This is a genomic window from Quisquiliibacterium sp., assembly GCF_982640115.1.
The window spans coordinates 1-13,994 of record NZ_CEXFHW010000106.1; the positions used below are offsets into that span (position 1 = coordinate 1).

The following is a 13,994-nucleotide window of genomic DNA, read 5'->3' on the forward strand; positions in this document are numbered from 1 at the left end:
GCCGCCGATCCCGTCTCGTTGCTGCCGGAGCTGAACGCGGCTGGGCTGCCAGCCAGTCACAGCCCGGACATCCCGGGCGCCATCGAGATCGCGCCGACCGCAAGCTTCGGCGCGCTCGTGCGGATCGTGCCGCAGTGGGCGGCCTCCAAGCCCCCGGCTGACGGATCAGCGCCATGACGCGCCCGCGTGGCGATGAGGAGGTCGAATCATTCGTCAACCTCCTGCAGCAGGGCTCGCCTTCCGGGCTCGCCCAGTTCGAGAGCCTGACCACCGCGCATCAATACGGCGGCCTGTACGGGCTGGTGAGGCGCCATGTCATGCCGGGTGCACAGGTTCTGGACTGGGGCGCTGGCAATGGTCACTTCACCTTCTACCTGGCGCAGTTGCCGATCCATGTCACGGCGTTCTCCTTCGGCCCTGCCCCCGGGATCCTGAGCCGTCTTACCGCGGAGCAGGCGCACAGGGTCAGACATGTCCAGGGGGCGCAGAACGAGGCGGTGAAGCTGCCCTTCGCGGACCACAGCTTCGATCAGGTGTTCAGCGTGGGCGTGCTGGAACATGTCCGGGAACACGGCGGCGCCGAGGATCAGAGTCTGGCCGAGATCAGACGCGTTCTGCGCCCCGATGGCCTCTTCATCTGCTACCACCTCCCCAATCGTCACAGCTGGATCGAAGCCGTGGCCAGAACGCTGCAACTCGGCAGGGTGCCGCCCGAGCCGCCGGACTGGCCGGGTTATCACCGCCATCGTTTCGATCGCGCGCAGATCGAGGCGCTGTTCCGGGGAGCAGGCCTGTCGCTGATCGAACTGCACGCCTACGGCGCTCTGCCGCGCCAGCCATTCACCAGCCTTCCGAAGGCACTGCGCCATGCGCGATGGCTGGCCAACCTGGTGAACCGCTGCGACCGGGTGCTCGAAGGCCCCCTGGCTGCGCTGGTTCAGAACTGGGCCGTCGTTGCACGGGCCGAGCGCCGCGCGTGACATTGCCGTGACGCTTCCCCACAGCCCGTGCCCATAGCCGGAGAGCATCCATGACCTCTGTTACCCACCCCAGTTCCCAGCTCCCCGGCGACTTCCTCACCGTACGCCCCGACTGGCTCGCCCGGCACCAGGAAGCCGCCCTCGAACCCGAGCTTCCTGTCATCGATCCGCACCATCATCTCTGGGTCCATGGCACCGACAGCTATCTGTTGCCCGAGCTGCTCACCGACCTCGGCAGCGGCCATCGCATCGTGGCCACGGTGTATGTCGAGTGCCGGGCGATGTACCGGGCCGGCGCCTCGCCCGAGACCCGCTCGCTCGGCGAGACCGAGTTCGTCAACGGCGTGGCCGCGATGAGCGCGAGCGGTCTGTTCGGTCCCACGCGCGCATGCGCGGCCATCGTCGGCAATGTCGACCTCACCCTCGGCGACCGGGCGCAGGCGGCACTCGAGGCGCACATGGCCGCGGCTGGCGGACGCTTCAAGGGCATCCGCAATGTCTCGGCATGGCACGCATCGGGGCTGCGCGCCACCAGCGCCAACCCGCCGCCCGGGCTGCTGCGCGATGCCGGCTTCCGACGCGGCTTCGCGGCGCTCGGACGGCTCGGCCTGAGCTTCGACGCCTGGCTGGTGCACACCCAGCTCGATGATTTCCTCGACCTCGCGCGCGCCTTTCCCGACACCATCCTGGTGCTCGACCATGTCGGCGGGCCGCTGGGCATCGGGCCCTATGTGGGCCAACGGGAGGCGGTCTTCGCCGACTGGCGGCAGAAGATCCAGGCGGTGGCGCAGTGCCCGAATGTGCGGGTCAAGCTCGGCGGCCTGGGCATGCACACGCCAGGCTTCGACTTCCACCGCCAGCCGCTGCCACCGGATTCGGCTGCCCTGGCTCAGGCCTGGCGCCCGTACATCGAGACCTGCATCGAAGCCTTCGGGGCGCAGCGGGCGATGTTCGAGAGCAACTTCCCGGTCGACAAGGGCACCTGCAGCTACGAAGTGCTCTGGAACGCGTTCAAGCGCATCGCAGCCGGCTGTTCGGCGAGCGAAAAGGCCGCGCTCTTCGCCGGCACCGCGGCCCGGGTCTATCGCATGGGCGACATCGCCCTATAGCAGCTTGAACAGCCGGGGCAGCACCAGGGTGAACCATGGAACGGCGATCACCGCCAGCAGCCCCGCGCACATCACTGCAATGAAGGGCAGCATCGCGCGGGAGGCCCTGTCAATGGTGATCTCGGCAATCCCGCTGGCAATGAACAGGCCCACGCCCACCGGCGGCAGAAAAAGCCCGATGCCCACCGCGGCCACGATCACGATCGCGTAGTGGATCGGGTCGATGCCGAGCTGGGTGGCCACCGGCAGCAGACTGGGCAGCAGAATCACCACCGCCGGCAGGCCCTCCACCACCGCGCCAAAGATGATGAACACGACCGCCGTGGCGAGCAGAAACACCAGCGAGCTTCCGGGCACCAGGGTCATCACCTGCAGCAGCATGGCCGGCAACTGCTGCACCGTGAGAAACCAGGAGATCAGGCCCGCGGCCGCCAGCAGCAGCCCGACCGAGCCGGTGACCACGCAGGACTGCACCAGGATCTCGGGCAGGTCGCGCCAGGCGATCTCGCGGTACACGAACAGGCCCACGATGGCGGCGTAAAGCACCGCGATGACTGAGGCTTCGGTGGGCGTGGTGATGCCGCCAAGGATGCCGCCGAAGATGATGGCCGGCATGCCCAGGGGGATGAGTGCCCGGCCGAACGCGGCGCCGATCTCGCGAGCACTCGGCCTTGGCGCCACCGCAATGCCGGCACGGCCGGCCATCATCCAGATGTGGCCCATCAGGGCCAGCGAGATGACCACGGCAGGGATGAACCCGGCGGCAAACAGCGCGGCCACCGACAGGCCGGCGATCGAGCCGATCACGATCATCAGGATGCAGGGAGGCACCAGGATGCCCATGGCCGAGGCCGAGGACACGATGGCCACCGACTGCTCGCGGCTGTAGCCCGCCCGCACCATCGAGGGAATGGTGGTGGAGGCCACCGCCGACACATCGGCCACCGTGGACCCCGAGATGCCCGAGAACACATACTCGGCCACCACCACCGCCATGCCCAGGCCGCCGCGCACCCAGCCCACCAGCGCGATGGCCAGATCGACCAGCCGGCGCGCGATGCCACCGGTTTCCATCAGGGCGCCGGCCAGGATGAACAGCGGGAACGAGAGCAGAACGAAGGAGTCGATCTGATGCATCATCTGCTGCACGGTGGTGGCCAGCGCCGCGGGCGACGCGATCAGCGCGCCGATGAAGCCCGAGCCACCGACGGCGATGGCCACCGGCGCGCCCACCAGCAGCAGGCCCAGAAAGATCAGCACCACGAGGATCATGCCGGCTGCTCCCGCCGCCATGCCTGCCGCAGCGCGTACCCGATGATCAGCATGCCGCCCACCGGCAGCGCGCCGTAGAACCAGAGCATCGAAAGCTCCAGCGCGTCGGTCACCTGCCGGCTGGCAATCGGATAGATGCCATAGCCGCCCGCCACCAGCACGCCGCCGAAGGCCACGGTGGCCAGCGTGACCACATGCTCGGCGAAGCGCGCAGCGCCCGGGGCGAGGCGGTCAACCAGCAGCTTCATGCGGAAATGCTGGCCGCGCTTGACCGCCACCGCCGCGCCGAGGAACACGATCCAGATGAAGCAAAGCCGCGCCACCTCGTCGTACCAGGCGAAGGTGGCCTGCATCACATAGCGGCTGAACACGCCCAGGAACACATCACCCACCAGCGCGAGCATCAGCAGCAGGCACAGCCGCTCGATCAGCATGTCAGGGCCGCGCGGCGGCCTTGGCGGCAGCCACCCACTTGTCGTAGAGCTCCTTGCCCACCTTGCCTTCCACGAACTTGTAGACCGGCTCGGCGCGCTGCTGGAAGACCTTGAGGTCCTTGACCTCGTTGATCTGCACGCCCTTCACCCGCATGGCCACCATCGACTCGGCGTCGGCGCGCACCTCGTCGAGCCGGTGCTGGGCGCAGGTCTCGAGCATGCTCTCGTCGATCACCTTGCGCAGGTCGGGCGGCAATGACTTGTACTTGGCGCTGGCCATCATCCAGATGCCGGGCGGGTAGGAGTGCAGCGTCTTCGAGTAGTACTTGGTCACCTCGGGGAACTTGTCCGAGACCATGGTGGTGGGCGGCAGCTCCAGGCCGTCGATGGTGCCCTGCTTCATGGCCAGGTAGACCTCGCCCCACTGCATGGGCACCGGATTGGCGCCGAACAGCTTCATGGTTTCGGCGATGGTGGGAATGGGCGGGACCCGGATGGTCTGGCCCTTGAGATCTTCGGGCGTGAACACCGGGCGCTTGTTCGACAACACATTGCGAAAGCCGAAGCCGCCCCCGTAGCAGAAGCCCTTGGCACCGAGCGGCTCGAGCCGCTTCATGAGGTCGGCGCCGAGGGGGCCGTCGAGAACCTTCCAGATGTGTTCGCGGCCCTGCCACAGGAACGGAATGTCGGGCACCAGGAACTTGGGATCGAACTTGCCGCCGATCGACGAGGTGACGATCGCGCCGATGTCGACGGTGCCCAGCTGCATGCCCTCGAGCATGACGGTCTCGTTCTTGGCGAGCTGCCCGGCAGGATAGACCTCGATCTTGAGCCGTCCGCGGCTGCGCGACTCGGCGAGCTCCTTGAACTTGAGCGCCGAGGTGGAAAACGGGTTATCGGGGCCGACGATGGTGGCCAGCTTGAGCACGATCGGCGCCTGGGCCGAGGCGAGCGGCGACATCGCGGCGAGGGCCAGCGCCACGGCCATCCTGACAGATTTCGAGTTCATCCTGGAATCTCCCCTGGAGCACCCGCGCGGGTGCGGAGCGCGGCTCAGCACGGCCGCTCGCTGTGCTTGTATGCGGGGCTGGTTCATGCGTCAAGCACGAGCGGCGACAATGCGAACAGCGCCCTGCCTTACCTGATCGGAATCCGCATGCCTGTGAATGCCCGTGGAATCGCGTTCGACCTGATCGATCTCACCGCGCCCTGGCGCGAGCCCGCCGCACCCGTGATCCTGCTGCACGGCATCGGGGCCAACCGGCTGTGCTGGACCGATTGGGTCGGGGTGCTGAGCCCGCACCACCCGGTCATCCGATGCGACCTCCGCGGTTTCGGCGAGTCTGCGCTGCTGCCCGAGGACGATGATCTGCTCGCCGTCCTGATCGAAGACGTGCTGGCGCTCATGCCCGAGGGCGAGCGCGTTCATCTGGTGGGTGAATCGGCTGGCGGATCGATCATGCTCGCGACCGCGCTGGCCCATCCTGATCGGGTGCGCAGCGTGACGCTGAGCAATGCGGCGATCACGGGCCGGCGCATCGGCCAGATCGACCGCTGGCGCCCGCTCTTTGCCGATGGCGTGGCCGCCTGGAATGCGCACATGATGGATTGCCGATTCGCGCCCGGTGCGATCTCCGATCAGGCCTGGGCCTGGTATGCCGCCCAGCAGGGGCGCACCCGGCCGGCCTCGGCGCTGGCCATCGCCGATCTGCTCAGCGCTCTCGAGCTCGCGGATCGGCTGCCGGCACTCAAGCCCGACCTGCTGGTGCTTCATCCCGACGCCAGCCCGTTCGTCCCGCTGTCGGTCTACGACGGGCTCCATTCGGCCTGTCCGCGCGCCGAGCTCGAGATCTACCGCGGCGTGCGACACGGACTGCCGTTCTCGCACGGACGCGACTGCGCACAGCGGCTTCTCGCCTTCCTGCGAGGACGCTGAACGGATCGCTGTGGAATTCGAGACAGGCCGCGCTGCACGAGACGGGTGCTGGCGCCAGACTGGATCGCATCGTCGGGCTGACCCGCCAGGCGCGCCGCCAACCTCAGACACCGTCAGGATCCGTCCATGGGCAGCTCAGATAACTCGTCGCGTCCGCGGCGCGCATTCACCCGAGCCGCGCTGGGCCTCGGCATGGCCACCGCCGCCCGGGGCGTGATCGCGCAGGCTGACGCCGCCGACTACCCCTCGCGCACGGTGAGCGTCATGGTCGGCTACCCGCCGGGCAACGCCACCGACACGATCGCGCGCCTGCTGGCCGAGCGCTTCGCGGCGCGCCTTCGCCGGCCGTTCATCATCGAGAACCGGCCTGGACAGGGATCGAGTCTTGCCGCCGGCGCGGTCGCCCGCTCGAACCCGGATGGCCACACCTTGCTGCTGACCGCGGCAGCCGCCATGGCGATCAATCCGGCCCTGTATGCGAAGGTGCCCTACGACGCGCAGAAGGATTTTGCCCCGATCGGCCTGTGCAGCTGGCTGCCCTATGTGCTGGTGGTGCGCGCCGACGCCGGCATCGGCTCCCTCGCGGAACTGCTCGCGCGAGCGCGGGCGCAACCCGGCAGGCTCGCCTACTCGTCCTCGGGCAATGGCACGATCAGCCAGCTCCTCATGGTGCTGCTCTCGCAACGGACCGACACCCAGTTCACCCATGTGCCCTACAAGGGCAGCGCACAGGCGCACACCGACCTCATCGGCGGCCAGGTCGATGTCAACTTCGACACCATCACCGCTCTGATGCCGCACATCCGCGCCGGCCGGCTGCGAGCCCTGGCCACCAGCAGCCTGACACGCACGCCGTTCGCGCCCGATGTGCCCACCGTCGCGGAACAGGGTGTGCCCGGCTTCGAGGGCGGTGCCTGGCTGGGATTCGTGGCCGCGGCCGCCACGCCCCGGCCGCTCGTTGACAGACTGAACCGCGAGCTCAATCAGATCCTCGAGGAACCCGACACCCGGCGACGCATGGCCGATGCCGGCAGCGAGATCCTGAAGAGCACACCCGAGGAATTCGCGAGCTTCATGCGCGCCGAGCAGCTCAAGTGGGCGCGCGTGGTCCGGGAGTCGGGAACGCGGGTCGACTGACGCGGCCTCAGCCCGGCGCGGGCAGCACCGTCGCCACGCAATCACCAAAGCCGATTCGGCGAAAGCCCGAACGCTCGCACCAGCCCCGCAGCGAGATGGCATCGCCGTCGCGCAGGAAGTGGCGCTCCTCGCCGTTGGCCAGCCGGATCGGTCGGGTGCCTCCGTGGCTGAGCTCCAGCAGCGAGCCCGCTTCGCACGGATCGCGGCCCGACAGCGTGCCGGTGCCCAGCAGATCGCCGGTGGACAGCGCGCAACCGTTCACGGTGTGGTGGGTGACGAGTTGCGCCACGGTCCAGTACGCCGCCTCGGCAAAGCCCGAGCGCCCGATGCACTCGGCTGGCCGGCCCGCGGCGCGCATCGCGGCGGTCTGGATCCCGAGCGACAGACGGATGTCGAACGCGCCCTGCTCACGGTTGGCGGCACCGTCCAGATAGGGCAAGGGCGCAGGTTCCCCGGGCTCACGGCGAAAGGCGCGCCGGAATGGCGCCAGCGCATCGAGGGTGACCATCCAGGGCGAGACCGTGCTGGCAAAGCTCTTGCCCAGGAACGGCCCCAGCGGCTGATACTCCCAGGACTGGATGTCACGGGCGCTCCAGTCGTTGAAGAGGGTGAGGCCGAAGACATGGTCCTCGGCCTGCGCGATCGGGATCGGTCTGCCCAGCGCATTGGGCCGCCCGATCACGATGCCGAGCTCGAGCTCGCAGTCCAGGCGCTGGCTCTCGCCGAGCACCGGTGCGGCATCCTGGGCCGGTTTGATCTGCCCGCGCGGCCGATGAAAGTCGTGACCACTGGGCAGGATGGTCGAGGCTCGCCCGTGATAGCCGATGGGCACCCAGCGGTAGTTGGGCATCAGCGGATTGTCCGGACGAAAGAGCCGCCCGACTGCGGTCGCGTGGTGGATGCCGACATAGAAATCGGTGTAATCGCCGATCGGACAGGGAAGGCCGAGTTCCACGCGGTGCATCGGTACGAGCGCATCACGCCAGGCCACACGCGAGGCACTGCCCACGCAAAGCCCGTGATGGATCGCGGCGCGCAAGGCACGTCGGGCGCTCGGCCGCAGGCTGAGCACGCGACGCATGTCGGCATGCCGGAGGAGGCCGGCTCGGCGCAGATCGAGCACCTGATCACCGATGGCGACACCGATGCGCCAGCGACGCTCGCCTGGCTCGCGGAAACGCCCGAAGGGCAGGTTCTGGATCGGGAACTCGGTGTCGTCGGCATTCGCCGCCTCGACCCAGCTCTGCACAGCGGGGTCATGGGTGGCATCGATGGCGTTGGCGGCATGCATCACGGGAACTCCGCGGTCGGGCGATGCGGGATCATAGGCCGGCGGGATGGAGCTGGCGGCGCGCGTCACGCCGACGGGCGAGCGTCACGATTCAGAGCAGCACCACATTCAGATCGTCGCCCAGCATCTGTCTGGCCAGCGGCACGAGGTGATCATGGTGGGTGAGGAACACCACCTGCGTCCTGCGCGAGAGCTCGCCGAGCGCGCGCAAGCCTGCTGCCGTGCGGCTGTCATCGAAGTTGATGAAGAGGTCATCGGCGATCAGCGGCATGCTCGCGCCCGATTCGCTCTGGAGTTCGAGCGCGGCCAGTCGCAGGGCGAGATAGAGCTGGTCACGCGAGCCTTCACTCATGCCGGTGACATCCACCGCCCTGCCGTCGGGCCGCAGGCCGAGCAGGCGTGGAGCGCCACCGTCCGTGTCGACCAGCAATCGGCTGAATGACCTCAGCGTCAAGGCGCTGAAGATGTCGGACGCCTTCTGAAGCATCGGCCCTTGCTTCGTCTCGCGGAAGCGGTCGAGCGACCATTGGAGCAGCCGCACGGCCGTCTGCAACCGCAGATACCGCTCCGCGGCGTCGGCCATGGCCGCGATGCCCTCCTGGCGCTGAGCCTCGGCCCTGGCAGCAGCGTCCGTCCCGTCCATCGCATCGAAGGCGGTCTTGCCGGCGCCGTAGGCGTTGCTCAGAGAGGCGATCTGGTTGACCACCTCGGCTGATTGGTCGCTGAGCCGCGCGAGGTCAGCGGTCAGGGCATCAGGGCCGATGGCTTCGGCCTCCGCTCGCAGGGTGGGCAGCGGCAGGCCATCGGCAGCGGCGGCCAGATCCTGTTCCGCGGAACGGATTGCATGGTCGACGGCCCGCAACCGGTCCGAGCGCTCGATGGCAGGACCGAGTTCGATCTCGGATGCCGCCCCCACGGCCAGCATCATCGGCCTCAGTCGTGCCATCACCGCATGGAAGCTCTGCTCGGCAGTGACCAGGGCTGCGCGGCTGCGTTCGAGTCGCGCCTGCCATTCGGTGCGCTCGGTTTCGGCCTTTCTTGCCAGCTCGAGCCGTCCGAGCAGCTCGAGGATGAGGGCCTCGGGGGACGGTTCGGCGCTCTCCAGGCCAAGCCGCGCTGCCAGCGCCTGCGCGGTGCCCGCGAGTTCATCGAGGTCAGCCTGCATCGTCTCGATGCGCTCGCTGCGAATGCCCCGCATCTGGTCGAGCTGACGCTCCACCGCCTGCATGATCTCGATGTCGGCTTCGACCTGATCGACTGGCGCATCAGCCGGATAGCCCATCGACTGCGCGGCCGCTTCCCAGGAGCGGCGCCAGTCTTGCCAGGCCTGCGCTGCGGCCTGCACCGCCGCCCGAGAACCGGCCAGCGCAAGCTGCCCCTCGCGAATCTGCTGCTCGAGACTCCTGCGCTGTCCCTGCGCTTCATCGGCCTGCGTGATCCGATCCCGCGCCTGACGCAGGCAGACACGCAGTTCGGGCGCGGCTTGCCCGCTGTGCTCACCCCCCAGCCGCTGCCAGAGCTGATCACGCAGCCGGGCAGCCTCGGTTTGCCGTGCCTGAAGGGCTCGCGCGACGCTTGCCTGCTCGGCATACAGGCTGAGCACCTGCTGGCGTTGTTGCGCCCAGGTGGCGGCGAGCGCCAGCGGCAGGCTCGGCAGACCGCTGGCGCGGGCGAGTCGGTCCCAGTCGGCGCTGTGTTGCGCGAGCCTGACTTCCAGGCTGTGCGCACGCCGTTCGAGATCAAGCCGCTCCTGCCGCTGGCGCTCCAGCGCATCGGCTCTGGACTGGCGGTCGGCATCGTGCTGAGCGCGATCGTGACGCTGGTCAGCCAGTCGATCGGCCTCCACAAGGTACCCCTCGAAGGCCGACGCCCGGTCCGCCAGGACCTGCGGGTTCTGGCGGATGGCCTGCCATCCGGCATCGCGGATCCTGCGGGCCTGCAGCACCTCGTCACGAGAGACGGGCTGGAAATGGCGCACGAACTGCTGCAGATCGAGCTCGAGACGCGCGAGCTGCTGCGTGCTGTCCTCGAGCGCGTCGCGCAGGGACTTCAGCACGAGCGCATCGGCCTTCTGCTGCTCGAAAAGCGCCACCAGCACCGGCAGCTCAGGTACCGTCATCGACTGCAGTGACGCCAGGGGCACCTGCCACTCGCCCAACGCGGCCAGGCCGGCGGCGATCTTCGCCTCGAGCTCATCGCGTGATTGCCGCAGTTCGGCAAGTCCGACCTCGTGGTCGCCCAGACGCTGCGCCTCCTCGAGCGCGTCCCGCAGGGCCGGATCGACCGATTCGCCCGCGAGGCGCAACAGCGCATCCTCGGCCGCGCGCAACTGCCGCTCTCGATCGCCATGGCCTGCGCGCTCGGCAGCCAGGGCCTGCGCGATACCCACACGCTCGCGGATCAGCATGGCCATCCGCGACCGGGCCGATGCGGCAGGCATGCGCTGCCGGACCGCGTCCTCCGTCTCGGCCGTCCAGCCAAGGCCACGAACCTGTTCCCGCACGCCCAGCCAGAGCAGCCGGATCTCCGCCTCGCGCTTGAGCATGTCGGTGCGATGGGCACGAAACTGCAGGCGGCGCTCATTGAGCTCGGTGATGTCCGCCGAGAGCGACAGCGTCGCGTGATCCGTGGGCGTGCGCGCCAGCCCCGATCGGGCCTCGGTGATCTCGCCGCTCAGACGCGCGCTGTCGGATCTGGCTACCGCGAGTTCCTGCAGGGCCTCCCGCAGGATCTCGCCGGCGTTCGCGTCGAGCACCGCAATCTCGCCTGTCGCCAGGAGCGTATCGCGTTGCGCCGTGGCGGCATCGAGCCTGAGCAGCAAGGGACGCACCCGGCGGATGCGCTCGAGCCGGCTGATCTGCTGCCGAAGATCGGCATCCTGCGTCCTTGCTGCCTCGAGTTGCGCCTGGGTGGCGACCAACGCCTCGTGCTGCGACGTCCAGTCGCGGGTACGCAGCGTGGCGCGCCGGAATGCGGCCTGAGCGGCCTCATAGCCCTCCTGAGCCTGGTAATAGGCGCGTGCACCCGATTTTCGGGGAGCCCACACCGATTCCGCTTCGGCCTTGAGCGTCTGCAAGATGGCGCCCAGGTGGTCGATGCCGGCCGCCGACTGGAACAGCATGCGTCCCAGATCATCGGAGGACGACAGGATTCCTGCCCCGCCATCGACCAGACCGGCGTGATCGAGGGCGTACATCCGGTTGAAGGCCTGGGCCTGCAGGCTGCCCAGCCAGGGCATGAGCGTATCGTCGGGCAGCGGCACATCCGCCCGGGTGCGCAAGGTGTTCCGGTTGCCCTTGGTCCGGTCGAAGGCGAGCCGCTCGGTTTCGATCCCCCCGGCGCCAGCCCGCTCGATGACGCCACCGATCCGCAGTTCCGGCATGGGGTGCAGGAAGGCGAGCGGTGTGCGCGTGGGGATGCCGAAGAGCCAGTCACCGATCGCGGTGCGCACGGTGGACTTGCCAGCCTCGTTCGGACCGACGATGACATGGATGTCACGCTCCCGGGCAGGCAGGTTCAGCAGACGATCCGTGAACTTGCCGTAGCGGATGAGCGTGAGCTCACGAATGCGCATCGCGGTACGCTCCCGATCAGCCTGCGGTACCGTCGCCCGGGCTCATCCGGGCAGTCAGCAGGGCGGTGGCTTCGCGCAGACGCTCAGCGGTCTGGGCCGCCGGATTCTCACGCAGCGCGTGCAGGGCCGGCGAGGCCTGCAGCACGTCATTGGGCAGACGCGCGAGCACCGATCGCCAGTCGGACTGCAGCTCCGCCAGGAAGGCGGGCTCGTCACTGGCCGACAGCGCCAGCACCGCGAGCTCGGCGAGCGCACCTTGGACATCGCCCTGCAGCGCGGATGGTGAAGCGCCGGCCGGCTCCCCGACCACCCTCACCTTCTCGATCCACACCCGCTCGGGCGCGCAGGCAAGACCCTGGGCGATCACCTCGTGCCGCAGCTGAACCTCGTCGGCGATCAGCGCTGCGTGGGCGCGGGAGCGGCCGGTGAACAGCACCCGTACCGCCAGCGGCAGGTGCGAAGGCGTGGCGTCGAGCGCCTGCGCCAGACCCAGCCCGGCGGCGCGGATCGCCGCGCCCAGATCGTCGGCGTTGCTGATGTCGACCGCCAGGAGATGCCAGCGCAGGACAGCGACATCGATCCGGTCGACGGCGGTGATCTCATCGCCCTCGGCGCTGACCATCAGTGCGCCTCGGGCGCCCGTTTCCCGGATGTGTCGTCCCTGCAGATTGCCGGGATAGGCGATCGTGACCGTGCCACGCTCGATCCAGTGTTCATGCACATGGCCCAACGCCCAGTACTGATAGCCCCTGGCGCGCAGCTCGGCGACCGAACAGGGCGCATAACGGGCATGCTCGGCATGACCTTCCAGGGCGGTGTGCAGCACGCCGATGTTCAGCCAGCCGGGCACCGGCGCCGGATACCCCGGCAGCAGATTCTCGGTGGTGGCCGCCACCCTGAAACTGCGGCCATGCAGCGCCACCCGCAACGCCTCGAGTCGGAAGGTCTCGGCCTTGCGCGCAGAGAAGACGTGGACGTTGTCGGGCAGCTCGAGCCCCCGGGTCATCTCGCTCTCGGCGTCATGGTTGCCATGCAGCAGAAAGACAGGGATGCCGGCCTGCCGCAGACGCCCCATCTGACGCACGAAAAAGAGCCCGGTGTTGAAGTCCTTCCAGTCGCCGTCATACACATCACCCGCGATCACCATGAAGTCGACCGCTTCCGCGAGGGCATGGTCGACGAGGTTGCGGAAGGCGTCGCGGGTGGTGGTGCGCAGCCGCTCCGCGGGCGCATCGGGATAGGCAGACAGGCCTCTCAGCGGACTGTCGAGATGAAGGTCGGCTGCATGGATGAATCGCATCGCCGGGGCACCTCAGCCCGGATGGCGAGTGAGGTGTTGCGCAAGCGCCGCCCAGGCCGGCAGTGAAGTGGGATCGAGGTTGGCATTCGCCGCCAGCGGGTGCGAGGCATAGCGCGCAACGACCATCTCGGCCCCGGGATTGATCACGATCGCCTGCCCGTGGATGCCGCGGGCCATGAACATGCCATCGGACTGTTGGCTGTTCCACCATTGATGGCGATAGCTCCAGCCGGGCAGCAGGGCATAGCCGGCAGGCGTGAATTTCGCCGGATTGCCACCACCGCGAATCGCGGCCACCGCCGCTGCGGGCACGATCTGTCGACCATTGAAGGCGCCCTCGCATCGCATCATTTCACCCATGCGCGCCAGGTCGCGCACGGTGGTGCACAGCCCGCCCGCAGCGAAGGGCATGCCATGGGCGTCGCAGATGATGTGGGCGTCGCGCTCGACGCCCAGTGTGCGCCAGAAGCGATCCGACAGCAGGGTCTCGATGCGCTCGCCGGTGGCGCGCTGGATCACCCAGGCAAGCACATCGGTGTTCACGCTGCGGTAGGTGAACGCGGCACCATGCACACCCGCAGCACGCACGGTCTGCAGGAACGCATACAGGCCCTCCGGCTGCGGGCTGTCGGCGGCACGCGGCGCCAGCCCACCGGCCCGCGCATAGGCGGCGATGCCGGAGTTCGGGTCGGTGTAGACCTCGCTGAAGTCGAGCGCGGTGGTCATGTCCATGACCTCGCCCAGGCTCGCCGCGCCAAAGCCGCAGGCCGCCAGTTCGGGTACCCAGTGCGCCACCGGTCGAACCTCATCGAGCACGCCCTCGGCGACCAGCATGGCGCCCAGGGTGCCGATGAAGGACTTGGTCACCGAGAAGGCGATATGTGGCTGGTGCTCGCTCAAGGCGCCGAAGTAGCGCTCCAGCATGATGCGGCCACGATGCAGCACCACGATGCCATCGGTG

The 13,994-nt window shown here is 68.4% G+C and carries 11 protein-coding genes; 4 read left to right on the top strand and 7 right to left on the bottom strand.

What is annotated here, in order from left to right; all coding sequences use genetic code 11:
• Nucleotides 1–173: 173 nt before the first annotated feature.
• Both AC2H6A_RS12480 and AC2H6A_RS12485 read left to right on the top strand, forming a co-directional pair.
• The gene (locus AC2H6A_RS12480; protein ID WP_484273928.1) at nucleotides 174–980 is read left to right on the top strand and encodes a class I SAM-dependent methyltransferase; all 807 of its coding nucleotides are present in this window, start codon (nucleotides 174–176) and stop codon (nucleotides 978–980) included.
• Between the two features lie 50 nt (nucleotides 981–1,030).
• Entirely contained in the window at nucleotides 1,031–2,089 is a 1,059-nt protein-coding gene (locus tag AC2H6A_RS12485) for an amidohydrolase family protein (RefSeq protein WP_484273929.1), read from the top strand.
• Here AC2H6A_RS12485 and AC2H6A_RS12490 read toward each other — a convergent pair.
• From AC2H6A_RS12490 to AC2H6A_RS12500, 3 genes are read right to left on the bottom strand one after another with little or no spacing between them, the layout of a single operon-like run.
• Nucleotides 2,084–3,361: a TRAP transporter large permease gene (locus AC2H6A_RS12490; protein WP_484273930.1), complete on the bottom strand. Its 1,278-nt coding sequence runs from the start codon at nucleotides 3,359–3,361 to the stop codon at nucleotides 2,084–2,086. The two genes, AC2H6A_RS12485 and AC2H6A_RS12490, sit on opposite strands and share 6 nt — an antisense overlap.
• A complete protein-coding gene (locus AC2H6A_RS12495) occupies nucleotides 3,358–3,795 on the bottom strand; it encodes a TRAP transporter small permease (RefSeq protein WP_484273931.1) in 438 nt (145 codons plus the stop codon). Before AC2H6A_RS12495 ends, AC2H6A_RS12490 begins: the two co-directional genes overlap by 4 nt.
• A 1-nt stretch (nucleotide 3,796) precedes the next feature.
• Nucleotides 3,797–4,804, bottom strand: a complete 1,008-nt coding sequence (locus AC2H6A_RS12500) for a TRAP transporter substrate-binding protein (RefSeq protein WP_484273932.1) — start codon at nucleotides 4,802–4,804, stop codon at nucleotides 3,797–3,799.
• Nucleotides 4,805–4,951: 147 nt separating this feature from the next.
• On the opposite strand from AC2H6A_RS12500, the gene AC2H6A_RS12505 reads away from it, so the two are divergent.
• Both AC2H6A_RS12505 and AC2H6A_RS12510 read left to right on the top strand, forming a co-directional pair.
• Nucleotides 4,952–5,731 (top strand): alpha/beta fold hydrolase, encoded by a 780-nt coding sequence (locus tag AC2H6A_RS12505; RefSeq protein ID WP_484273933.1) that lies wholly within the window; start codon nucleotides 4,952–4,954, stop codon nucleotides 5,729–5,731.
• 126 nt (nucleotides 5,732–5,857) lie between these two features.
• Nucleotides 5,858–6,868, top strand: coding sequence for a Bug family tripartite tricarboxylate transporter substrate binding protein (locus AC2H6A_RS12510; protein ID WP_484273934.1), 1,011 nt, complete (start codon nucleotides 5,858–5,860; stop codon nucleotides 6,866–6,868).
• Between the two features lie 7 nt (nucleotides 6,869–6,875).
• Here AC2H6A_RS12510 and fahA read toward each other — a convergent pair whose 3' ends face one another.
• The 4 genes from fahA to AC2H6A_RS12530 all read right to left on the bottom strand — a co-directional run.
• Nucleotides 6,876–8,159, bottom strand: a complete 1,284-nt coding sequence (gene fahA / locus AC2H6A_RS12515) for a fumarylacetoacetase (RefSeq protein ID WP_484273935.1) — start codon at nucleotides 8,157–8,159, stop codon at nucleotides 6,876–6,878.
• Nucleotides 8,160–8,250: 91 nt separating this feature from the next.
• Complete coding sequence (locus tag AC2H6A_RS12520; protein ID WP_484273936.1) at nucleotides 8,251–11,733, bottom strand: ATP-binding protein; 3,483 nt, start codon at nucleotides 11,731–11,733, stop codon at nucleotides 8,251–8,253.
• A gap of 16 nt (nucleotides 11,734–11,749) precedes the next feature.
• Nucleotides 11,750–13,033 carry a metallophosphoesterase family protein gene (locus tag AC2H6A_RS12525; RefSeq protein WP_484273937.1) on the bottom strand — a complete coding sequence of 428 codons (1,284 nt, stop codon included), beginning with the start codon at nucleotides 13,031–13,033 and terminating at the stop codon, nucleotides 11,750–11,752.
• A 12-nt stretch (nucleotides 13,034–13,045) separates the two neighbouring features.
• Nucleotides 13,046–13,994 (bottom strand): serine hydrolase domain-containing protein (locus AC2H6A_RS12530; RefSeq protein WP_484273938.1); only part of this gene is annotated, 949 nt, incomplete at its 5' end.

Bases quoted from the DNA above. Each gene is read 5' to 3' on its own strand.
- AC2H6A_RS12505 (WP_484273933.1), top strand. From the start codon at position 4,952: ATGCCTGTGAATGCCCGTGGAATCGCGTTCGACCTGATCGATCTCACC.
- AC2H6A_RS12500 (WP_484273932.1), bottom strand. From the start codon at position 4,804: ATGAACTCGAAATCTGTCAGGATGGCCGTGGCGCTGGCCCTCGCCGCG.
- AC2H6A_RS12525 (WP_484273937.1), bottom strand. From the start codon at position 13,033: ATGCGATTCATCCATGCAGCCGACCTTCATCTCGACAGTCCGCTGAGA.
- AC2H6A_RS12520 (WP_484273936.1), bottom strand. From the start codon at position 11,733: ATGCGCATTCGTGAGCTCACGCTCATCCGCTACGGCAAGTTCACGGAT.
- AC2H6A_RS12490 (WP_484273930.1), bottom strand. From the start codon at position 3,361: ATGATCCTCGTGGTGCTGATCTTTCTGGGCCTGCTGCTGGTGGGCGCG.
- AC2H6A_RS12495 (WP_484273931.1), bottom strand. From the start codon at position 3,795: ATGCTGATCGAGCGGCTGTGCCTGCTGCTGATGCTCGCGCTGGTGGGT.
- fahA (WP_484273935.1), bottom strand. From the start codon at position 8,159: ATGCATGCCGCCAACGCCATCGATGCCACCCATGACCCCGCTGTGCAG.
- AC2H6A_RS12480 (WP_484273928.1), top strand. From the start codon at position 174: ATGACGCGCCCGCGTGGCGATGAGGAGGTCGAATCATTCGTCAACCTC.
- AC2H6A_RS12510 (WP_484273934.1), top strand. From the start codon at position 5,858: ATGGGCAGCTCAGATAACTCGTCGCGTCCGCGGCGCGCATTCACCCGA.
- AC2H6A_RS12485 (WP_484273929.1), top strand. From the start codon at position 1,031: ATGACCTCTGTTACCCACCCCAGTTCCCAGCTCCCCGGCGACTTCCTC.